17 protein-coding genes are annotated in these 21,704 nt (G+C 49.8%); 12 read left to right on the top strand and 5 right to left on the bottom strand.

Annotated features, from left to right (window positions below; genetic code table 11):
* Positions 1-61: 61 nt before the first annotated feature.
* Positions 62-784: a glycosyltransferase family 2 protein gene (locus NNL35_RS08105; protein WP_254553246.1), complete on the bottom strand. Its 723-nt coding sequence runs from the start codon at positions 782-784 to the stop codon at positions 62-64.
* Between the two features lie 491 nt (positions 785-1,275).
* Here NNL35_RS08105 and NNL35_RS08110 point away from each other — a divergent pair, with 491 nt between their 5' ends.
* Genes NNL35_RS08110 through NNL35_RS08120 form a run of 3 tightly spaced genes read left to right on the top strand, consistent with a single transcriptional unit; the run spans position 1,276 to position 4,885 of the window.
* Positions 1,276-2,625, top strand: a complete 1,350-nt coding sequence (locus NNL35_RS08110; protein WP_006677546.1) for a glycosyltransferase family 2 protein — start codon at positions 1,276-1,278, stop codon at positions 2,623-2,625.
* Positions 2,626-2,643: 18 nt separating this feature from the next.
* Positions 2,644-3,744 (top strand): acyltransferase, encoded by a 1,101-nt coding sequence (locus NNL35_RS08115; RefSeq protein WP_254553248.1) that lies wholly within the window; start codon positions 2,644-2,646, stop codon positions 3,742-3,744.
* 4 nt (positions 3,745-3,748) lie between these two features.
* Positions 3,749-4,885: a glycoside hydrolase family 18 protein gene (locus tag NNL35_RS08120; RefSeq protein ID WP_254553250.1), complete on the top strand. Its 1,137-nt coding sequence runs from the start codon at positions 3,749-3,751 to the stop codon at positions 4,883-4,885.
* A gap of 512 nt (positions 4,886-5,397) precedes the next feature.
* Here NNL35_RS08120 and NNL35_RS08125 read toward each other — a convergent pair.
* On the bottom strand, positions 5,398-5,631 hold the full coding sequence (locus tag NNL35_RS08125; protein WP_168181058.1) for a helix-turn-helix domain-containing protein: 234 nt from the start codon (positions 5,629-5,631) through the stop codon (positions 5,398-5,400).
* A gap of 120 nt (positions 5,632-5,751) precedes the next feature.
* Here NNL35_RS08125 and NNL35_RS08130 point away from each other — a divergent pair, with 120 nt between their 5' ends.
* The 3 genes from NNL35_RS08130 (at position 5,752) to NNL35_RS08140 (ending at position 10,856) form a co-directional block, all read left to right on the top strand.
* Entirely contained in the window at positions 5,752-6,045 is a 294-nt protein-coding gene (locus tag NNL35_RS08130; RefSeq protein ID WP_254553252.1) for a hypothetical protein, read from the top strand.
* A gap of 226 nt (positions 6,046-6,271) precedes the next feature.
* Positions 6,272-8,476: an MrcB family domain-containing protein gene (locus NNL35_RS08135; RefSeq protein ID WP_254553254.1), complete on the top strand. Its 2,205-nt coding sequence runs from the start codon at positions 6,272-6,274 to the stop codon at positions 8,474-8,476.
* Positions 8,448-10,856, top strand: a complete 2,409-nt coding sequence (locus tag NNL35_RS08140; protein WP_254553256.1) for a restriction endonuclease-like protein — start codon at positions 8,448-8,450, stop codon at positions 10,854-10,856. Before NNL35_RS08135 ends, NNL35_RS08140 begins: the two co-directional genes overlap by 29 nt.
* Positions 10,857-10,881: 25 nt before the next feature.
* Here the strand turns inward: NNL35_RS08140 and NNL35_RS08145 are convergent, their stop codons facing one another.
* Positions 10,882-11,109: a hypothetical protein gene (locus tag NNL35_RS08145; protein WP_254553258.1), complete on the bottom strand. Its 228-nt coding sequence runs from the start codon at positions 11,107-11,109 to the stop codon at positions 10,882-10,884.
* A 230-nt stretch (positions 11,110-11,339) separates the two neighbouring features.
* On the opposite strand from NNL35_RS08145, the gene NNL35_RS08150 reads away from it, so the two are divergent.
* The 6 genes from NNL35_RS08150 to NNL35_RS08175 all read left to right on the top strand — a co-directional run bounded on the left by NNL35_RS08150 (position 11,340) and on the right by NNL35_RS08175 (position 19,775).
* Entirely contained in the window at positions 11,340-13,016 is a 1,677-nt protein-coding gene (locus NNL35_RS08150) for an extracellular solute-binding protein (RefSeq protein WP_006677551.1), read from the top strand.
* A 134-nt stretch (positions 13,017-13,150) separates the two neighbouring features.
* On the top strand, positions 13,151-14,056 hold the full coding sequence (locus NNL35_RS08155; RefSeq protein WP_254553260.1) for an ABC transporter permease: 906 nt from the start codon (positions 13,151-13,153) through the stop codon (positions 14,054-14,056).
* A gap of 21 nt (positions 14,057-14,077) precedes the next feature.
* Complete coding sequence (locus tag NNL35_RS08160) at positions 14,078-14,956, top strand: carbohydrate ABC transporter permease (RefSeq protein ID WP_111157071.1); 879 nt, start codon at positions 14,078-14,080, stop codon at positions 14,954-14,956.
* Between the two features lie 39 nt (positions 14,957-14,995).
* Entirely contained in the window at positions 14,996-16,729 is a 1,734-nt protein-coding gene (locus NNL35_RS08165; protein ID WP_254553262.1) for a sensor histidine kinase, read from the top strand.
* Positions 16,730-16,743: 14 nt separating this feature from the next.
* Positions 16,744-18,408: a response regulator gene (locus tag NNL35_RS08170; protein WP_254553264.1), complete on the top strand. Its 1,665-nt coding sequence runs from the start codon at positions 16,744-16,746 to the stop codon at positions 18,406-18,408.
* A gap of 83 nt (positions 18,409-18,491) precedes the next feature.
* Positions 18,492-19,775: a Gfo/Idh/MocA family protein gene (locus NNL35_RS08175; protein ID WP_254553266.1), complete on the top strand. Its 1,284-nt coding sequence runs from the start codon at positions 18,492-18,494 to the stop codon at positions 19,773-19,775.
* Positions 19,776-20,147: 372 nt separating this feature from the next.
* On the opposite strand, the gene NNL35_RS08180 is transcribed toward NNL35_RS08175, so the two are convergent.
* Both NNL35_RS08180 and NNL35_RS08185 read right to left on the bottom strand, forming a co-directional pair.
* The gene (locus NNL35_RS08180) at positions 20,148-20,315 is read right to left on the bottom strand and encodes a hypothetical protein (protein WP_254553268.1); all 168 of its coding nucleotides are present in this window, start codon (positions 20,313-20,315) and stop codon (positions 20,148-20,150) included.
* Between the two features lie 492 nt (positions 20,316-20,807).
* A complete protein-coding gene (locus tag NNL35_RS08185; RefSeq protein WP_254553270.1) occupies positions 20,808-21,389 on the bottom strand; it encodes a flagellar biosynthesis anti-sigma factor FlgM in 582 nt (193 codons plus the stop codon).
* Positions 21,390-21,704 lie beyond the last annotated feature (315 nt).

Below are 21,704 nucleotides of genomic sequence, written 5' to 3' on the forward strand. Positions count from 1 at the left end.
ATTGATGCTTTAACATCGCGGCATGCAAGAGTTCGATGTTCGAGGCTCCCGTTCAGTCCGTTCAGCCAGTATGATCCCCGCTCAGCTCTCCTCCGATGTCATGCAGATAATTCGGAACCGGGTTCACCGGATATTGGCCGAAGGGCAGGATATAGGTTTCATGCCCCAACGGCCCGCCCCATTTTCGTTGATAGTAGCTATGGTACAGCGGAAATGTCACCTGATGGAGCAGCGTCAAGTACGGATCGGACTTCACCGTTGAGGCCCCGTCATTATAATGGGTTACGCCCAGGCCGGTATGGGCGATCTCGTACCCGGAGAGAAGCACCCTGCGGTACCAGTCCTGATCCGAGAAATACATCGGCAGCGCCGTGTCCCACGGTCCCGCGGCCTTCACGGCCTCCATCCGGAATGCCGCCAGCGTATCGAGGTTGGTAAACGCGAGGCCCCATCTTTGTCCTTCTTGCAGCCAGCGGTCCAACATGGCCAAAAAGGCTTCGGGTGTCCCCTCATGCGCTTCCGCGTCGCTGTGCATATAGAAGACGGCATCGCACTTCCGTTCCGCTCCCCAAGACTGCAGCAGGTTCTGCGACTGGCTGTGCGACAAGGGAACGGGCGGGACATAGACCGTGACCATCGAAGACAAGCCGGGAGTCCGGCGCAGCTCTTGCCCGGGCGAATTGTCAATCACGACCGTGTGCGGCCAATAGTGCCGTATGCTGCCTACCGCCCGGTACAGCAAGTCCAGCCGATTGACATAGAAAATGCCAACAATAAACTTCACGTATCTCCCTCCCTGCAGAGCTTGCCGGTTCAGCCGAGTTTTTCTACATACAATGCAGCCGCGAACCAATCCGCTTGTGGATTTGAGAATAAATAGGAGCCCAATATGAAAACAGGCATGTTCCGTGTCGCCCCTCCATTCAAGAAATTTCCCCCTCGCCAAGAGAAATTTATCCCATCAATTGTGACAAGGGACAAAAATATTTAACATTTACATTAATATTACATTTAGAGGTAAAATGACCCAAACTAAAGACTGCATTTGAAAAATCGCTATGTATTCGTTTTCTTGGATATTCATGCGGTTTTACTTTTGCATGCCAATTAGGATAGGTTTGATAGAGGAAATGGCTTAATCTGTAAAGTAAGGAGGCGAGAGGAGATGTTCCCGTTTGTTGAGATCGGCGTCAAGGAAGCTTGGCCCTGACCTCAAAAAACGAGCAGTGCACCCAGAAATCAGCTGAATGTTAGAGAGAAAAAGGAGTGAGTGCCATGCAGTACATTTTTTATGGAACAGCTGTTACGTTTCTGGTGTTTCAACTTCTGTATACGATCATTCCGCTGCTGTGCAGCAAGGTGAAAAAGCTGAATCCCGATCTTGCTGAAAAGTCGATTTCGGTGCTCGTTCCCGCTTACAACGAGGAGCTTACGATCAAGAATTGCATTGATGCCATGACGGGCCTGCATTATGCGAACTATGAAATCATCATCATTAACGACGGTTCCAAGGACGCCACCTTCGCCAGGCTGGACGAGCTGCTGGAATTGGAGCCGGATGATCGGGAACCGGACAATAAGCTGGATTATAAACCGATCAAGGGATTTTACCGTTCCCGGCGGTATCCCCGGATTTTTGTCATCGACAAGCTGAATGGCGGCAAGGCGGACTCCCTCAATGCGGGCATCGATTGCGCTGCGTCAGATATCGTCATTACGCTGGATGCGGATAGCATGCTGGAAGCGAACGCGTTGAAATATGTGAATCAATATTTTCATCAAGACGATGTGATTGCACTGGGCGGCACGGTCAAGATCGTCCAGGGAGCAGAGAAGCAGAATGGCGTCATCGTCGAGAGATTCCGGGGCAGGGGGCTCATTAAGAGCCAAATTATCAATTATATTCACGGCTTCTATGTCCGCAAATTAACGCAATCCGTTTTTAATTCGATTGTTGTCATTTCAGGCGCATTCGGCGCTTTTTACAAGGATATATTGGTACAAGTGAACGGGTTCCGCAGCACGGTGGGGGAAGACATCGACATTACATTGAAAATCCATGAGTATATGAAGGCGAATCAGTTGAAGAAAAAGCTGGTGTATGCGCCGGAAGCGGTCTGCTATACCGAATGTCCGGAGAATCTGCCGAACTTCTACAAGCAGCGCATCCGGTGGCAAAAAGCATTTGTCGACTGCATTTTAATTTACTGGTCGAAGCTGTCGCACAAATTTTCCTCCGGCGTAAGCGTGTTTTTTGCGATCGACGGATTTATGCTGGGCACCTTCTCGGCGTTCACGACGCTATTTTATTTGTCCCAGGCTCTCATCGCAGGCGGAAATGTCATTCATGCGCTTATTTTTCTGCTGATCAGCCTGGTGTTCAATGCGGCCCAGATCCTTATTTCCTTATACTTATGCAAAAAATTTGGCAGCACTTATTCTTTCAAGGACTATGTGAAAATGTTCCTGTTCAGCCAATACGAATTGCTTACTTACCGGAATTTGCTGCTCTACATTAATATTGCCGGCACGTTCAAATATTTCGACAATGATGAAGGCTGGGGCTTCGTCGAGCGCAAAGGCGTCGCCGCGATTAGCCAGAACATCGCTGCCGGATCAAATTAATGGAATGGGGGAGCACGCATGAGCAGCGTTTTTCACAATAAACGGATTTTATATGTAGATATATTGCGGATTCTGTCTATTATCGCCGTCATTATTTTGCATTTTACCGCGGAATTGTTGACCAGCTCGAATGATTTCAACACCTCCTCATGGTGGATCAGCAATCTGTTTAATTCGATCTCGCGCTTTGCCGTTCCGGTATTCTTCATGATTAGCGGGGCGATGATTCTGAGAACCGAGATCCGATCCTATCCGGAGTTCTATAAAAAGAGAGTCGTCCCCTTGCTCATACCGCTTGTGAGCTGGTCGCTCATTTATGGCTTGTATAACCAATACTATATTTTACAAAGCAAGATGAACGCCTACGAGTTCGTGCTGGACTTCGGCTATCGGCTGCTGACGGACAGAACCTATGTGCATTTGTGGTTCCTGTATGCCATTATCGCGATTTACATGACAGTTCCCTTAATCAGCAAATTAATCAAAACTTGCAGTGAGCGGGATCTGCGATATTATGTGCTGCTGTGGTTTATCGTCAGCATCGCGTATCGGTTCATCTCCGATGCCGTCTTTCGCGCTACGGATCAATATATCAACATTCCGATTATGAACATCCCGTTTTTCATGGGGTTTCTGGGCTATTTTATTTTGGGATATTATCTCTTTCATTACGATCTTCCGCTGCGGGCGAAAAATATCGTGTTCAACCTCGGCATTGTCTCCTTCTTCCTGAGTCCGGTGGCGACATATTTTGTATCGCAGCGGAGCGGCGTGCTGGATGAGATGTTCTACGGCAACTATTCCATCACCACCTTCTTCATGGCGGCAGGCATGTTTATTTACTTCAAAGAAAAAGAAGAGCGGATCAGCGAAAAAGTGAATCATAAAATCCAGAAATTAATCAGCTCGCTCTCCAAGGCCAGCTTCAGCATCTATTTGATCCATTTGCTGATCGAAATGCTGGTGTCCGGCCGAACGGAAGTGCAGGCGACGGTGCTGGAGGCGGCGATCAGTTTGCTCGTCAATATTGCAGTTATTTTTAGCATCAGCTACATCACCGTCAAGGTGCTTAATCTGAATAAAGTGGTCACATACGTACTATTCGGCGGAAGAGGGTAGAGCGATGAAAGTGAACCTGTTGACGAAATGCTTTATTGTTGTGCTGCTGGCCGGCATGGGCCTGTACTTTTATCAAATCTCGAGCGCGGAGGATCGCAAAGTCACGGCGGTCTATGTGGAAGCGTGGAAAGATTACAAAAATATCAAGCTGTCGGACAAAAATGTGGACATTGCGTTTATCGCCTTTGCCAAGATCGATGGCACGAATATTTATTTTCATGAAGACGGAACGACCAATGACCAGATCAAAGAAAACATTAAAAAGCTGAAAGAGCATAATCCGAAAACCAAAATGGTATTGGCGATAGGCGGCTATGGCGCGGATGGCTTCTCTGACGCTTCCTTGGACGGCAACCGCTACCTGTTCACCGAGAGCATTATCAATATGGTGAAGGAGCTGGAATTGGACGGTGTCGATATCGATTGGGAATACCCGGCGTTCCACGCTTGGAATACGCAGAAGGCACGCCCCGAGGATACGCAAAATTTTACGAGTCTAATGAAGGAATTGCGAGAGAAGCTGTACCGGCTGCCGCACCCAAAGAACAAAAAGTATCTGCTCACCTTCGCTTCCGGCACCCAGGACTGGTACTTCCAAAATGTCGAGGTCAAAAAAGTCGAAAAGTACGTCGATTACATCAACGTGATGACCTACGACTTCACTGGCAGATGGTCGGACACGACCGGGTACAACTCCAATCTGTATCCGGATCGCGGCAACAAAGCCAAGCACAGCATCGATCAGGTCATCACGATGTACCTGGACCATGAGATTGACAGCAAAAAGCTGCTGCTCGGCGTCCCTGCCTACTCCTACGGCTGGAAGGACGTGAAGAGCAAGACGGATGGCGCCTTTTCCCCCGGCAAGCCGATCGATATCGACAACACGGATCTCAGCTACAAAACGATCGAGAAATCTTACTTGAACAAAAACGGCTACAAGCGCTACTACGACGATCATGCCAAGACGGCCTACCTCTATAACGGCAACACCTTCATCAGCTATGAGGACAAAGAAGCCCTGGCGGAAAAGGTGAAATACATCAAAGCCAAAGAGCTGGGCGGGGCGATGGTCTGGGAATACTCGCAGGACGCGGAGGACGGGATTGTGAAGTTTTTAGGGGAGAAGTTGAATAAGTGATGAGATAAACTACAAATGGACTAGAGGAGCGCGAATATCGTGCTCCTTTTTTGTAGTTAATGCAGTCATAGGAATAGTGGTCCTTGTGAAAAACTTTTCCCGCTGGCTTGTGACGGATGGACTTATTTTTCTGAAAATAGGAGCGGTTGCCGCTGGGGTTGTTGTGGTGGTGAGAGTTCTCATAAAGAAAAAGAATGCCAGACTCATGATGGAAGAGAAAATAAGATAGGCTGAAAAAGATACGCTTAAGCTGGCTGCCCGGCGCAGCGGCTATCTTACGGCGGTGGACCTGACGCTGTATAGCGACATGACCTTGAAGGAGTCGGAGCGCATGCTGGAGCGGCTAAAATCTCAGGGCGTGTGCTCCCTGCGGGTTGCCGGCAATGGAACTTTTGTCTATGAATTTGAATCGATACTGACCTATGAGGAAAGAGACAATCAGAACGGGTTTGATAGAGGGGGCCGTAGGGTACAAATCTTACTCAGAAGTACGCTTGGGGTTGCAGGGTGCCTTAGTAGGAAATGTCGTCGTTTTCTTCGATGAGGTCAATAATCTCCCGAATATCGTCGATGCCCAGCGCGTCGGCGATTTTTTCGATATGGGCGAAATTGATGTTTGCGCGTTTGCCATTCGACAGTTCACTTAGCGCAGCATGGCGGACATCTGCTAAGCGGGACAATTCCCGCAGAGAAATTCCGTGTTTTGTGGTTAGATCAGCAATTTTTACTACCACTTTTTTGCCCATTTCGGTGTCCTCCAAACTTACATGATTTGACTATACGCATCAACGTACCATATAATAAGTTTTGACCTGGTACGCATACGCGTATAATTGAAGGGGACAAGAAATAATGGAGGAAATATCATGCCAGACTGGGTTAAGGAAGCGCTTTGTCAGCGTCTTGAACTGCTTACAGCGAATGCCGAGATGTTACATGATGTCCTTCTACTAAAGAACAAATTACATCGGTTAGAGCATCTATTCATAGACCAATTGGATAATCCGGGAGAGAAAAAATTTTATCATGAATGGTTAGCTTTACACGAACAGATCGTATCACTTCAAAAGAGCTGGCTTTATGCTAAGGGGGTTCAGGACGGGGTGAAGATGATGATTTTTCACCAAAGATCAGAGCAGGACTTAAACGCGGATGAATAACAGAGTAAAGTGTTTACATAATCAATGTGTTGCTCAACGGTCACTAGACTGTTGAGTTTTTTATGTTTTGCATCATAAATCGACATGGAAAGAGGAACTTCTTCCAAAATCTCGAAACATAATATATAAGTCTTCAGATATAGTCTTACGTTCCTAGCGGGAAGAATTCTTTTATCGTAACATTCCTATAACTAACAACCAAAATATTTTCATTCAGGTGAACGCCATGACTTTACCAGTTGAACTCCAGAATATTTTCAAGGTCAAACAAAAATCATATAAAATGGTCCTAATCCTAGCATTGTTGTCAGAGATGAAGGAATTAGGTCAAAGTAAGGTGCCGTTTGTTCAAGTTAGAGAACGCTTCTTAGGTATGTTACAGGAACGCGAACGACATGGCCAGCGTGTAGATGTGCCACCATTAAGTGTGGGAGCCCAATGGAAAGAAATAAAAGTGAGTCAACTCCATACGATTATCGATAATCCCCTTAACGCGTTATCCCATATCCTTGAGCGTGATAAATTAGAGCAAACGCTAGGATTTAAGCCTGATCTACTCAGTCAGTGGAGTGAGCAAGTGCTTGATGAGCTTCGGCAATATACTGAACGTGAATTAGAAGAATTTTATCAAGAACCTGATCATGGCTGGTCCTTACGAGAAGCCCTTCAACACGTCATGGCTAATTATCTACAGGCTAAGACAGAGCAGTTCAAGGGTAACCATTTAGGCAACATGGTACGTAGAACGATTCCAAGCGAGTTAAAAGGATTCTCGTTTATCTATGAACAATTAAAGGTTCAAGGCTCAGTTGGACAAGGGAACTGGGCTAATATTCCTTGGATTGCAATTATGGATAGTCGTGTAACCAGGACCACGCAACGTGGAGAGTACATTGTGTACCTTTTTGCGGAAGATATGAGTGCAGTCTATTTAACATTTATGCAAGGGGTTACGATTCCTTTACGGGATTATGGGAAGGTAGAAGGTTATAAATATCTTCGACATAGAGTTGAAGAATTACGAGAACAATTACCTTTGATAAGGATGAATAAAGATGACAATATTCAATTAACATCAGGCGGTCTTGGCTATGACTACCAAGTGTCCACTGTCGCGTACTACCGCTACGATCGAGATCAACTTCCTGATGACGAGCAACTCATAGCCGACTTACAAAATGTTGTTGCGAACTACAGGCAATACGTGGAGGAGCAAATGAACCAAGAGCAAATAATTTACGATGAAACAGAGGAAGACCAGGAACATATTGAAAAGCCTCTCATCGTCGCTGATGAGCTACAACGTATTCAGGCGTATATTCGCCACAAAGGCTTCTCCTACCCTGAAAACCTTATCGCGAACTTCTACTTATCTTTGAAGACGAAGCCGTTTGTTATTTTGGCAGGGGTGTCAGGTACAGGAAAAACGAAACTCGTAAAGCTGTTTGCAGAGGCGTTAGGAGCAACAGTAGGCAATCAGCAGTTTACGCTTATTCCCGTACGGCCGGATTGGAACGATCCTTCTGATTTGATAGGCTACAAGGATTTGTCTGGATCGTTTCGTCCGGGACCACTTGCTTTAGCGTTGGAAGAAGCGTTGAAGCCTCAGAATTGCCACAATCCCTATTTTATTTGCTTGGATGAGATGAACCTGGCACGGGTAGAGCATTACTTTAGTGATGTACTTAGCGTGCTAGAGACGCAGGAATGGCAAGCCGATCGCATTGTAACAACGCGCCTTCTTCAGCCGGAGATGCTACTGCAGGAGGAAGAACGGGCTCGCTTCAGTAATTTACATATACCTGAAAACGTCTACTTGGTTGGAACGGTGAACATGGATGAGACGACACATCCTTTTAGTAAAAAGGTTTTAGACCGGGCCAATACCATCGAGTTCAACTATATTGCTCTCGATCAATACCCTGACCTTGAGGAATCGGCTGAGTTACTTGTAGAGCATTCTGTATCCAATATTTTTCTGCGTAGCGAGTATTTGCAGTTAGTTGATGTCTATCATGAACATCGAGAGTTCGTTCAGTTAGTCACAGAAAAGTTGGTCCGAATCAATCAAATTCTCGAGCCCATTCATGCACAAATCGGTTTCCGGATTCGGGATTCGGTATGCTTCTATATGATTTATAATAAGCAGTTCGGATTAATGAGCGAAGACGAGGCTTTTGACCACCAGTTGCTGCAAAAGATTCTTCCCCGAATTCAGGGTAGCAGTATGTCGATTAAGCGTGCACTGCTTTTGCTCATGAAGGAGGCATTAGGGACGGACTTCTCAATCAATGAACTTATGGAGGATTCATCCCCATTGTATCTGCAACAAGATTGGGCCCAAGCACGTTATCCACGGAGTGCACGGAAGCTAGGCTTCATGTTAGGGAGGTTAGAAGAGGATGGCTTCACCTCATTCTGGCTCTGTTAAGGAAGTCGTGGAGCTCCTACGGATTGAAACGAACTTGTTTACTTTGTACATTCAAGGGAAACCATTTCATCCTACGGTAGAGACGCTCCAACTGCACCGTAATTCTCAGCAAGAGTGGGTGGATTCATATGTTCACGTTACCGCTTCTTCGCAGATTCAAGTTGAAGGCATTCATCTGTATTCCCCCGTCGATGGAGAAATGCGACTCTGGCAAGAAGGTGACGCTTGGGTACCACTCTTCTATGAGACACAAGCTTATGAGCTAGTTGTAGAAAAAAAGGGTGATCTACCGCTTACGTTCTATCACGAGCACCTTCAGCTACGTGAGGCAGTCAGACCGTTGGGGAGCCGTATTTTGTCAGGTATTCTACGGTTTACGAACGAAATTGGACTCACCGAGTTGGAACTTCAATTGTATGGAGAAATGCTGGTGTGTATCCAGCTCGAGATTTTCCCTTCCAAACTGGATTATAAACATGACTACCTGCTTATTTTAAATGATGTGAATGCTCAAATTTCGAACCTAGCGTTTGATTTTTTGCGTAAAACATTTCATTTCAGTGGTCTCAAGGAGACGAAGCATCAGAGCTTGACTGAGTTTTTCGTTATCCTTCGACAGTTATTTACACAAATGCTGGAGGCAGTAGGGCGCATACAGGCTGCCCCACATACAAAGCTTCAGAGCGAGTACATGAAAGTAGAGGCGGCTCGGATAAGAAGGGCAGATAAGGGGAATGCAGCATATGTAGCGAAGCATCCTCACTTGCTGCAACAAGCTAGTGCGAATGGAATTATCTCTATTCATGACAAACGTTATAACCCTTCGCACTTGTTGGAGCAAAGGCGGCGGGTATCGTTCGATACACCTGAGAACCGATTTGTCCGATGGGTGTTCTTACGAATGGAGCAAAAGTTGAAACAGATTCGGGTAAGTCTTCTGAACATGCAACGAACTCATGACGAGCATCTACTCCGGCGACTTGACCAGATGCACAATCAGATTCGGCGAGTGATCCAGCAAGATTTTCTTCAAGTTGGAGAAATGAAGCATATGTCGCTTTCCCTTGTATTGCAAATGGCATCGGGATATCGCGAGGTGTACCGGTACTATCTCATGCTGATGAAAGGATTATCTATTCAGACTGACTTGTTCCGGTTGTCGGTGAAGGATTTAGCGCAACTGTACGAGTATTGGTGCTTCCTGAAAATACACCACTTATTAAGCGAAAAATACGAGCTTATCCAGCAGGATATTATTAAAGTAAATCGAGGCGGACTATTCGTGACGCTGGATCGGTCGCGAAAGGCAACGGTGAAATACCGTAATCCTCGGAACGGGGAGGAGTTTACTCTTTACTATAATGCCCTCCCTGCAGGAGAGGTTAGCAAGACGCTATCGCAGCGGCCGGACACGGTATTAACGTTGAAGAAAAGTGATTCGCCCACGGAATACAAATATATTTTTGATGCTAAATATCGCCTGAATCCGGCCTACGAAGGTACGCCCTATTGGTCGAAATACAAGCAACCTGGGCCAGAGGAAGAAGACATCAATACGATGCATCGATATCGGGATGCGATTGTATATGAGGACCCTGCTAATCAGACATATGAGCGTAGTATGTTCGGGGCGTATGTATTATTCCCGTATGCGAACGAGGAGAAGTTCCAACATCATCGCTTCTATAAGAGCATTGACTTGATTAACATCGGGGCACTGCCATTTTTGCCAAATGCAACGAAGCTAGTGGAAAAGTTCTTAGACGAAATCATAGAAGATAGCCCAGAAAAGGCCTATGAACGTTCCACACGGCCAAGAGGGACTGATCAATACTATAGAGAAAAGCTATCGGGCAAAAATGTGCTCGTCGGTGCCTTAGGCCGAACAGCCAAGCAGCAGCTAGAAGCATCATTAACGAATCACCATTACCATGTTCCGCTGCAGCAGATAACGGATCATCGTCAGCTTACCCAAATCGAGTATGTGGCATTATATCAGTCAATGAAGCAATTTGGGAGTGAAGCAGGTATACGATATTATGGCCGTGTGCAGGAATGGAAGGTTCTGCCCCGTCGCGAAATTCTGTACATCCAATCCAGCCGTGGGGTGGCGGATGAACTATATGTACTCTTCACCGTGGAGCAATGGGAAAAGCGGGAGCAACCGATTGTGCCGGGAGGCCATTACGTGTATCACGCTTTATTTACGGCGAAGCCGCTTTTTGACCGTGCTTGCGAAGTAGCGGAGCTTCGGTTAGAAAGTGAGGCGGACATACGGCTATGGCGGGAGGCACGCCGTCAAGGTAATGCGAAGGTCAAACTAGATCAGGAGCCCGCAGATTTAGCAACAAAGGTAACGCAAGTCATTCAAGAGGATTAAGTTAGTGATGAATCGCCTTAGTAGCTCAAAGGCAGCAGCTTCTCAGACCGGAAAGTTGTAAACCAAACACCATCATCACTATCCCTGAGATTAATCCCACGACCCCGCGAATTTGAATAATTAGCAATTCGTCATCGCTTGTTTCATCGAAAATGGACTTGAATATCCACGCATCGGGTTTTTTGATAGCAAACAATCCCAGTGCAAGCAGACCAGCACCGAGTCTCTCTATGATGATACCCTTCGTAATCATTTGATCGTCTCTTTGTAGATTGATACGAAAGATATGGTGTTTTGTTCCATATATCCGATAAATCCCCCACCCCAACCGTGTGTTCCCCCCGGGAACCACGGTTTTTTTCGCGCTCCGCAACAGTTGTATACGGAAGTAAACACCGGTATATAGCCCGTGGCTGAAAGCGCTACCTATAATGGAGATAGAAAGAAGACATAATCATGCCATTCACAATGGGAGGGTCAGACGTGAAGAGAGTGCGGAAATTCGGATTGATTCTTACGCTCATCTTGAGTCTCGTGGTAACGGCCTGCAGCAGCCAGCCGGCAGAATCGCAGCAGCCGGCAGACAAGCCGGCGGATAATGCTTCGGCAGACACGCCTGCAGCTTCGTCGGAAGATACCGTCTTGGAAATATCGACGGTGCGTGCGCAAGACCCGTATTTGAAGTTTGACGAGGGGGAGAATTTCGACAAGAACGCCGTGTATGATGCCTACGAGAAAGACGTCGGCGTCCGCATCAAGAATCAGTGGGTTGTCGATGGCGTTGTCAACGGGGCTCAATTCCAGGAGAAGCTGAAGATGGCGATTGCAACCAATGACATTCCTGATTTCTTCCCGGCGACTCCGGCGCAGGTGCAGCAGTTGATCGAGGCCGATATGATTCAAGACTTGACCAGCGTGTACGATCAATATGCGACCGATGAGACGAAGGAGTTCATGCAGAAGGACGGCGGCCTGCAGATGAAGTCGGGCACGTTCGACGGCAAGCTGATGGCCATCCCGCAGACGGGCAACCCGTTTGCGCCGCAGCTCGTGTGGGTGCGCTCCGATTGGCTGAAGGAGCTGAACCTGCCGGAGCCGAAGACGATGCAGGATCTGATGACGATTATGGAAGCCTTCGCGACGAAGGATCCGGGCGGCACGGGGAAAGCCTACGGCTTGGCGCTGAACAAGAAGTTCGATGAAGGCGCGCTGGGACTGGTCGGCTTCCTGAACGGATACCATGCCTACCTGAATCAATGGATGGAAGACGGTCAAGGCGGCTTGATGAACAGTGACATTCAGCCGGAGATGAAGGAAGCGCTGCGCGCGCTCCAGGAGATGTTCAAGAAAGGCCTGATCGACCCGGAATTCGCGGTCAAGGATATGCAGAAAGCGTCTGAATTCATCTTCAGCGAGAAAATTGGCGTGCTGTATGGCGCGGAGTGGACGCCGGCCCATCTGGCCCAGGCTGCCGTGAAGGACGGGAAGGTTGTGCAGGAGTGGAGTGTCTACCGTCTGCCTTCCATTGACGGCACGGAAGCGTCCACGCAGATCGAATTGGGAACCGAGAGCTATTATGTCGTGTCCAAGAACGCCAAGCATCCGGAAGCGCTTATCAAGCTGCTGAACCAATGGATCGAGGTTGACAACCATCCGACGCCAGAGCAGAAGGTGTATGAATACGGCAAGGATCTGAAGGAAAAAGGCAATAACTACTGGCTGCTCAACCCTGTGATGGCATTCAACCTGACGAGCGATAACGGGGAAGTGCTGCCGAAGGCGATTGAGACGAAGGATGAGAGCCTGCCGAAGACGAAGGACCAAAAAACGCGCTTCGAACGGGCGATGAAATACGTGAATGGCGAAGATATCAGCATGTGGTGGGAATACCTCATCTCCGGACCGAACGGAGCGGTATCGAACATTCCTTACTTGAAGGAGCACAATCTGTTCCATCAGAACAAGTTCTGGGGCGCGCCGACACCGACGATGGTCGAGAAGCGGGAGATTTTGAACCGCAAACGCGATGAAATCTTCATGAAAATTATTATGAACCAAGTCTCTATCGATGAATTCGACAAGTTCGTCGCTGACTGGAAGAAGCTGGGCGGAGACGAGATTACGAAGGAAGTCAACGAATGGTATGCGAAAAATAAGTAATCGGTTGTGACCGGCAGTCGTGAACCAAGAACTTCAATTCAGTATGACCAAGTGACCAAGCTAACGTGCTGTGCGGGGAATCGGAATGCTTCGATTCCCCCCTTTTTCTAATTACTCCAAGCAGGTGATGCATAATGAATCAATTGTCTCGTATGTGGAAGCGAGAATGGCCGCTGCATATCATGCTCATTCCCGGGCTCATCTTCGTCATCATATTCAGCTACATTCCGATGGCCGGCATATTGATGGCATTTCAAAAGTATATCCCGACCAAGGGGCTGTTCGGCTCTCCGTTCGTCGGGTGGAAGAACTTCCAGTTCCTTCTCGATTATCCGGACATCGGACGGATCGTATTCAACACCTTGTACATTGCAACGATGAAAATTATCGCGGGTCTTATCGTCCCGATTACGATCGCGATATTAATGAATGAACTGCGCAAGGAATGGGTCAAGCGGGCATTCCAGACAATGGTCTATCTGCCCCACTTCTTATCGTGGGTGCTCCTGAGCGGTATTGTCATTGACGTCCTGTCTCCATCTACAGGCATATTGAATCAATTGCTGGGGCTGTTCGGCGTCAAGCCGATCTTTTTCCTCGGAGACAATAGCTGGTTCCCTTACGTGATGGTCATTACGGATGTGTGGAAGGAGTTCGGCTTCGGCACCATCATCTATCTGGCTGCGCTCACCAACATTAATCCGGCGCTGTATGAAGCCGCGGAGATTGACGGCGCGGGCCGCTGGAAGCAGACCTTGTACGTTACCTTGCCGGGGATGATGCCGATTATCGTGCTCATGCTGACGCTCAATATCGGCAACGTGCTGAATGCGGGCTTTGACCAGATCTTCAACCTGTACAGTCCGCAAGTCTATGAGAGCGGGGATATTATCGACACCTTTGTCTACCGGATGGGGATCGAGCAGGCACAGTACGGATTCGCCACGGCGGTTGGATTGCTGAAATCGGTCGTTTCGTTTATTTTGATTTCCGTATCCTATGTCATGGCCTACCGCTTCGCCAATTATCGCATTTTCTAGCAAAGGAGAACGGTCATACTTATGAAAAAGTCATTCGGCAGACGACTGTTTCTAGGCTGCAACTTCGTATTTCTTGCGGTGCTGTCGCTTCTGTGTCTCATGCCTATCATTCATATCCTTGCGATTTCATTCAGCTCGGGCAATGCGGCATCCGCAGGCAAAGTACTGCTCTGGCCGGTCGAGTTCACGACAGCAGCGTATAAGAACGTGTTCGGCAAGCCGGAATATTTGCGCGCTTTCTGGATTACGATTCAGCGCGTCGTATTAGGCACCTCGCTCAGCATGTTTTTGACGATTTTAACGGCCTATCCATTATCGAAGGAAACAACTCAATTCCGGATGCGTACCATTTATGTATGGGTCTTCGTCTTTACGATTCTGTTCAACGGCGGATTGATTCCATGGTATATGACCGTCAAGGCGGTCGGCCTGATCGACACGATCTGGGCCTTGGTGCTTCCGGGCGCGATTCAAGTGTTCAATATCATTTTGCTGCTTAATTTCTACCGCAACCTGCCGAAGGAATTGGAGGAATCGTCGAAGATTGACGGGGCGGGCCATTTCACGACCTTGTGGAAAATCTATGCGCCGCTCTCTCTTCCGGCGCTCGCCACGACAGGCTTGTTCACCATCGTCTGGCATTGGAACAGCTGGTTCGACGGGATGATCCTGATGAACCATCCGGACAAATATCCGCTGCAGACCTTTTTGCAGTCGATTATCATTAAGATGGATCTTCGCTTCCTGAAGTCCCAGGACATCGAGCTGATGCAGCAGTTGTCCGACCGGACGAGCAAAGCCGCGCAAATATTTGTCGCCGCTTTTCCTATCCTGGCGATCTATCCGTTCCTGCAGCGCTTCTTCATTAAAGGAATTGTGATGGGGAGTGTCAAAGAATAATAGTTCAACCCGATCAACTCACTCCTGGGGGAACGTGTGATGAAGCTATTATTCCGATTGAAGGATTCCTCGATTTTTATGAAAATGATGGGCGTGTTCCTGATTGTGCTGCTCCCCCTCATGATGATTACGTGGTTCATCAATGATCGGGGAGCAGACAGCATTCAGACAGAAATATCGCATTCGACCTTGAACACGACCAGCTTCTATCTCGATTCGCTGGATAAGGAGGTCCAGCGCATCGTGCAATATTTGCCGAACTATGTGATGGACAATGATCTGATGGAGCTGGCGGCGCTCGGCACCGATCTGACGTATTATGAGCGCGCGCACAGTATTACGCTCATTCAGAAGCGGCTCGACCTGATGAAGAACTCGAGCCCGTTCATTCGCGAAGCGAAGGCGTATGTGCCGAAGCTCGGGCGCACCCTGCTCAGCGTGCAGTACGAGACGGGCATGAGCCAGGAGGAATATGCCGCGATGCAGCATAGCGGGCCGTTCTACGACGAGCCGTTCATCTACTGGAACGATCGCCTGTTCCTGACGATGCAGTATCCGACCAGTACGTTCAAGGATCCGTTATATGTCGTCGGCGTTGAGCTGTCTACGCGCAAGATCAAGGAAGCGTTAGAACAAATCACCAGTTCATTAGGCGGCGAAAGCATGCTGATGAATATGGAGCGGGGCTGGGTGATTCGCAGCAATGATCACTCCAAGCTTGAGGAGCTGGCGCTTACCGAGTTCGTACGCGAGAAGCAGCTCGCGGGAATGAAGCAAGGCTATGAGATGGTCGAGTTCGGAAGCGAGCGCTATCTTACCGTATTCAAGTATTCGGACGTATGGAAATCCTATTCCGTCACCTGCATTCCGGAATCCGCCGTCCTGGGGCCGATTCAGACGTATAAGCAATGGTTCTTGTGGGCATGCGGTCTTGCGGTTGTCGTGGGAACGTTTTTTTCGTATTCACTGATGAAGCTGATGTACCGCCCGTTGATGCGATTGATTCATGGCTTCAAGCGGGTGCAGAAGCTGGAGCTGGTGCCGGTACCGATCGATCGCAGACGCGACGAGTTCGGTTATCTGTACCAAGCCTTCAATGATACCGTTGGTTCGCTGAAGACGCTAATCGAACAGAATTATGAACAGCAGATACGCAACCAGCGCTCCGAGCTGAAGCGGCTGCAATCGCAGATTAACCCGCATTTTCTGTACAACTGCTTCTTCGTGCTGTGCCGGCTCATCAAGTCCGAGCATAAGGAGAAGGCATACCAATTCTGTCTCTACATCGGCGAATATTTTCAATTTATTACCCGGGATGATGAGGACATCATTTCGCTGGAGATGGAAGTGAAGCATTCGCGCACTTACGTGGAGATGCAGACGATCTGCTACGGCGATCGCATTCGGGTCCGCTTCGATGTCGAGACGCCGCCGCTGCGGGTCCCCCGGCTGGTGCTGCAGCCGATTATCGAGAATGCCTACAAGCATGGCATCGGCGGTATGGCGGGACCGGGCGAGCTGCGGGTGCACAGCGAGGTGCGGGCTGACGGAATCACCCTCTGCGTGGAGGATAACGGCAACAATATGGATGATGACAGACTGGAGCAATTGCGAGCCCGGTTAACGCATTCGGCTGACCGCATCGAGGAGACGACGGGACTCATCAACGTGCATCGGCGGATACAGCTTCACTACGGTGCGGAATACGGGCTGGAAGTGTCACGCTCTGCGCTTGGCGGACTCAAAGTACTTATACATCTTGGCGTAGAATAAAGGAGGAATCGGCTATGCGTCGACTGCTCATCGTAGACGATCTGCCCATCATTGTTGACGGGCTGCTGGAATTGTTCCAGACCACGAAGCACCTGGAGCTGGAAGTGATGAAGGCGTATTCAGGAGAAGAGGCGCTCCAGATCATGCGTAGCCATCGGGTGGATATCGTCATATCCGACATCAAAATGCCGGGACTGGAAGGCATCGAGCTGCTGCAGATCATTCAGGCGGATTGGCCGGCCTGCAAGGTCATTTTCCTTACGGGCTATAATGACTTCCATTATATCCGGAGCGCCATGGCGTATGGCGGCTTCGATTATATCTTGAAGGTCGAGAGCGACGACAAGATCATCAGCTCGGTCGAGCGCGCGATGGCAAAGCTGGACGAAGAGGGCGACCAGCTCCGGATGCTGGAGCGGGCCACTGAACGGGCGCGCCAGGCGCTGCCGCTGCTGCAGAAGGAATATATATGGGAGATGCTTCAGGGCAAGCAGGAGGCATCGGCCGACCGGGCGCTCCATCTGCGGGAGCTGGGAATTCCGCTGCAGGCGGAACGGCCAATTCTGCTGCTGCTGGGGCGGGTGGACACGTGGAAGGAATCGTTCACGCCGCTGGACAAAGCACTGCTGTTGTACGGCGTGCAGAACATTGCCGAAGAATACGCGGCGTCGCAGATGCAATGCTACTCCTGCGTCTGCGATAATTCCCGCATCGTGTGGCTGCTGCAGCCCCGCGACACAGGCCCTTTCGAGGCGGCGTGGCAGAAGGGGTATTCCCATATCAGCGCCATGCTGGAGAACATTCAGCAGACATGCCAGCGCCTGCTGCGCGTATCGGTCTCCTTCGCCCTGAGCAGCGAGCCGACGAATTGGACCATGATCTCGGAACGCTTCCATATGCTGAAATATTGCTTCGTCTACGGACTTGGCCTGTCTCCCGCCGTCATTGTCACGGACTCGGATCTGCTCAAGCTGCAGGAAGGCGAGGAAGAGGCGAACGACTACTGCCACCATACCCGGCTGCAGTTGCTCCTGCAATGTCTGGAGAACAACCACCGGGAGGAATTCAATAATCTGTATCTTCACCTGACCACGGTCTGGACGGATGATTCGCATGCCTACGGGCGCAAGATGGAGCTGTATCATTCCCTCGCATCCATCTTCCTGTCCTGCATGGATCAGAATGAACCGTTCCGGCAGGAGGTGCACGCGAAGCTGGACGCGACGCTGCTGTACCAGAAGGATGAAGCGGTCTCCTGGCCGGACGTGAAGCAGTATTTCTGGAATCTGGCAGACTGCTTCTTCACGCGCCAGGCTGCCCAAGGAGGGCAGGTGCCCTCCGATCTGGTCAAGAAGGTGCACCGCTTTATCGAGGAGCATCTGTCTCATGATATTTCGCTTATCGCCATCGCGGATCATGTCGGGCTCAATCCGTCCTACTTCTCGCGCCTGTATAAGCAGCTGACGGGAATCGGCTTGTCCGACTACATCAACGAATACCGGAATTTGAAGGCGAAGGAGTGGCTGTTGAACAGCCCGATGAAGGTCAATGAGATTGCCGCGGCGCTCGGCTACAATTCCGCGCTCGCATTTATTCGTTTTTTCAAGAAGCAGAATCAGGCGACCCCGCAGGAATATCGGCTCCAACGGCAGGCCAGGGAAGTCAAGAAGAGTATATGAATGTATGGAAAAGTCTCTTTCGGCTCCGCGTCCGGTGACGTACAATCAGGGCACAGCAATCACCATGACGAGGAGGAACCCTTGTGAAGACAGTAACTGCCGTATTGCTTGGAGCCGGCAGCAGGGGACGGTATATCTATGGTCCTTATGCGGAGAAGCATCCTGATGAATTGAAAATCGTGGCGGTCGCGGAGCCGAATGAGGAGCGCCGGCAGCGTATAGCGGAGATTCACGGCATCGCGCCGGAATATGTATATCGTTCGTGGGAGCAGGCCTTCGAGAAGGGCCGCATCGCGGATGTCATGATTATTAGCACGCTGGATCGGCTGCACTACGTGCCGGCGATGAAGGCGCTTGAATTGGGCTATCATATTCTGCTGGAGAAGCCGATGTCGCCTGTGGCCGAAGAGTGCATACGCATCGAGCAGGCCGCCCTCGCTCACCGCCGGGTGCTGACGGTCAGCCATGTGCTGCGGTATTCGCCGTTCTGGTCCGGCATCAAGCGCTGCATCGAGGCGGGAGAGGTCGGCACGATTGCAACGATCCAGCATTCGGAATATGTCGGCTACCGCCATATGACGCATAGCTATGTGCGGGGCAATTGGCGGAACTCGGACGAATCGAGTCCGATGGTTCTGGCCAAATCATGTCATGATCTCGACATTATCTCCTGGCTCATGGATGAGCCGTGCGTCAGCGTCAGCTCCTACGGATCGCTGCTGCATTTCCGGAAGGAGCATGCCCCGGCAGGCTCCTCCGCCCGCTGCACAGACGGCTGCCAGGTGGAACGCAGCTGTCCTTTCTCCGCGCTTAAGCTGTACAACCAGCCGCCGGAGCACCCATGGGCGCGCTATATTACGCATGATCTGTCGCCGGAAGGCATCATGACCGCATTGAAGGAAGGGCCGTTCGGACGCTGCGTCTACCGCTGCGATAACAATGTGGTCGATCACCAGATCGTCAACATGGAATTCGCGAACGGGGCCAATGCCAACTTCACGCTGTCGGCCTTCGCGGAGCAGGAGGTCCGGAGCGTGCGCATCATGGGCACGAAGGGCGAGATTATCGGCAATATGGAGGATGGAACGTATACGCTGAAGCGCTTCGCTACCGGCGAGCGGGTGGAGTTCCATTGCGGCGTCGCCGGCGACGGCCATGGCGGCGGGGACGAGCGGATGGTCGCCGATTTCCTGCACTTGGTGCGCGAGCATCAGGAGGAAGCCATGTCGTCGGCCCTGACCTCGGCGACGGCCTCCTTGCAGAGCCATCTGATCGCCTTCGCCTCGGAGGAATCCCGTCTCCAGGGCGGCATGCCCGTCAAGCTGGCGGATATGATCAACCGGGTCGCGGCGGAAGCCCGCGTGTAGCTATACCACGAGCTTCTATGATGAAAAACATAGGCTGATAGAGAGAAAGCCGGGGTCCGAGGCCCCGGCTTCTGCATGTTTATGTTGCTTTAGGGTATCTACTCCCTCAGCAGTGAAATCCTGCGTAACTACAGCAATTTACGTTACTTGATCTACTATTTGATGGTTTTCCTGCAAAAGTACATCATTTTTAGTGATTTTTGCTTTCTAGCTATTACATAGGCTGAAATTGATGTAGTTTTGCAGGCTGTTGAGAAAGAAGTTTTGAGTAGGGAATGGATATTTCTACCGGCCTGAAAACTGCACCATTTCCCTAGACACGCCCATCCGGCAGGCGAAATCCGCAAAACTCCACGATTTCTCCAGACACGCCTATTCGGTAAGCGAAATCCTGCATAAATACAGCAATTCGATATGGACGACTTTTCCAGAAAGGGAATCCTGCAAAATTACAGGAATTTCCCCGGTTTCGCTTCGGCTTGAAGCAAAATGGCCTAAAATGATGTAGATTTGCAGCAATTCCTCGGGATGTGGACTCATTAAGCCGAAATTCCTGTAAAATAGCAGCAATTTCCTCCGCACGTCCAAGCCCCAGGAGGCAACGATGCTTCCAGCAGGCCGATAATGCTTCCTGAAGGCGATGATGCCCCCAGCATCCGACGCGGTCGCTTGGATCCCGTAAAATCAGGCTATTTAGTAGACTATGGGACTTTTTACCTATGATGGATCTCCTACCCGGTAGAAAAAATCGATTTAAAAACGCTCTGAGAGCCAAGTTTGGATGAGGAAAATGGACCATCTCCACCCCTTCGCAAAAAAACAGGGGTTTTCCAACAGCCTGAGTTTTGCAGGAATTCCTGTAACGGAGTAAACGTCATAAAGGAAAACTGCATATTTACAGTATTTTAAAAAACTGAGCTGTGAGAAGCAGGGGCGGGCGGGGCTATCGCGCTGCAGCTAAAAACTACTTATAGGACAGCCCCAGGTTCCGTGGCCGTGGATGATGGTATGGGTACCAATGAAATCCGCGTTCTATTTTGTCTCGGCTTGCAGCGTGCGTACGAACAGGAGAAGATTCCGTCCCGTCTCATCGTCCATCATGGACGGATTCTTTTTCAGCAGGGCTTGAAGCTCGGACAATACGGAATCATCTGGCGCAGTCCGTTGATCAGCCTTCCCAGGAGTGAAGGCCATCGCCGTTTTTGCCGCTGTTATCCCCTCTTTTTCCTCCTTCAGGTACGTCCCGATCCAATGCTTGTTGTCCGGGATGCGGTGGACGAACTTCATCAATATGCCGAACCAGTCGCCGTCGTTTACAATAGCTTCATTCATCTGCTGGTGTCCTTCCGGATCAAATCGCTTCATCAAATCGCCAATGTTGACATAATCATCGGGCGCTCCCGCCGGCTTGGAGGGCATAGATACCTGATCCGCAGGGTGATGCACGATCGCATCCTCCGCCAGCTTGCGTCCGGCCGGACTGATCTCAACGGTATCATAATTCGCGCCAACAGGACTTCCCGCTTCCAATTGCATGGCGCGTCCGGTTTGTCCTTCTGGCTTGCTCAGGTTATACAGGTTCGGGGGCGGCAGCGGACCGTTGTTGATTTTCATAGCTTAGTCTCCTTCTCCTTAAAGATAAATAGGGTCGTATCTACCAAGCTGCTAGATTCAGGATGTTATTTACTATATCGGCCAATCATTGAAAATGTTTGAATAGAAAGGCGGGGAACTAACAGCATCGCCTGCGACCCCGAGACAACGCCGTAAAGCCGCAGAGGGACGGGCTGACACTGCAAGCAGCAAGTCAAAATTTTAAGACATATTTCGACACGGGCGCATGCCGAACCTAGTTGCTAGCCGGGCAGATCGGTGGCGATTGAAGCGCTATTTTGACGACTTGGCTCAGGAATACTTTCTTTCAAAATA

This window comes from Paenibacillus dendritiformis (assembly GCF_945605565.1).
In the GTDB taxonomy this organism is placed as follows: domain Bacteria; phylum Bacillota; class Bacilli; order Paenibacillales; family Paenibacillaceae; genus Paenibacillus_B; species Paenibacillus_B dendritiformis_A.

Excerpts from the sequence above, each read along its gene's own strand:
- NNL35_RS08120 (WP_254553250.1), top strand. The coding sequence starts at position 3,749 with ATGAAAGTGAACCTGTTGACGAAATGCTTTATTGTTGTGCTGCTGGCC.
- NNL35_RS08160 (WP_111157071.1), top strand. The coding sequence starts at position 14,078 with ATGAAAAAGTCATTCGGCAGACGACTGTTTCTAGGCTGCAACTTCGTA.
- NNL35_RS08140 (WP_254553256.1), top strand. The coding sequence starts at position 8,448 with ATGGCTTCACCTCATTCTGGCTCTGTTAAGGAAGTCGTGGAGCTCCTA.
- NNL35_RS08135 (WP_254553254.1), top strand. The coding sequence starts at position 6,272 with ATGACTTTACCAGTTGAACTCCAGAATATTTTCAAGGTCAAACAAAAA.
- NNL35_RS08180 (WP_254553268.1), bottom strand. The coding sequence starts at position 20,315 with ATGAGTCCACATCCCGAGGAATTGCTGCAAATCTACATCATTTTAGGC.
- NNL35_RS08130 (WP_254553252.1), top strand. The coding sequence starts at position 5,752 with ATGCCAGACTGGGTTAAGGAAGCGCTTTGTCAGCGTCTTGAACTGCTT.
- NNL35_RS08185 (WP_254553270.1), bottom strand. The coding sequence starts at position 21,389 with ATGAAAATCAACAACGGTCCGCTGCCGCCCCCGAACCTGTATAACCTG.
- NNL35_RS08145 (WP_254553258.1), bottom strand. The coding sequence starts at position 11,109 with ATGATTACGAAGGGTATCATCATAGAGAGACTCGGTGCTGGTCTGCTT.
- NNL35_RS08155 (WP_254553260.1), top strand. The coding sequence starts at position 13,151 with ATGAATCAATTGTCTCGTATGTGGAAGCGAGAATGGCCGCTGCATATC.
- NNL35_RS08170 (WP_254553264.1), top strand. The coding sequence starts at position 16,744 with ATGCGTCGACTGCTCATCGTAGACGATCTGCCCATCATTGTTGACGGG.
- NNL35_RS08110 (WP_006677546.1), top strand. The coding sequence starts at position 1,276 with ATGCAGTACATTTTTTATGGAACAGCTGTTACGTTTCTGGTGTTTCAA.
- NNL35_RS08165 (WP_254553262.1), top strand. The coding sequence starts at position 14,996 with ATGAAGCTATTATTCCGATTGAAGGATTCCTCGATTTTTATGAAAATG.
- NNL35_RS08125 (WP_168181058.1), bottom strand. The coding sequence starts at position 5,631 with ATGGGCAAAAAAGTGGTAGTAAAAATTGCTGATCTAACCACAAAACAC.
- NNL35_RS08115 (WP_254553248.1), top strand. The coding sequence starts at position 2,644 with ATGAGCAGCGTTTTTCACAATAAACGGATTTTATATGTAGATATATTG.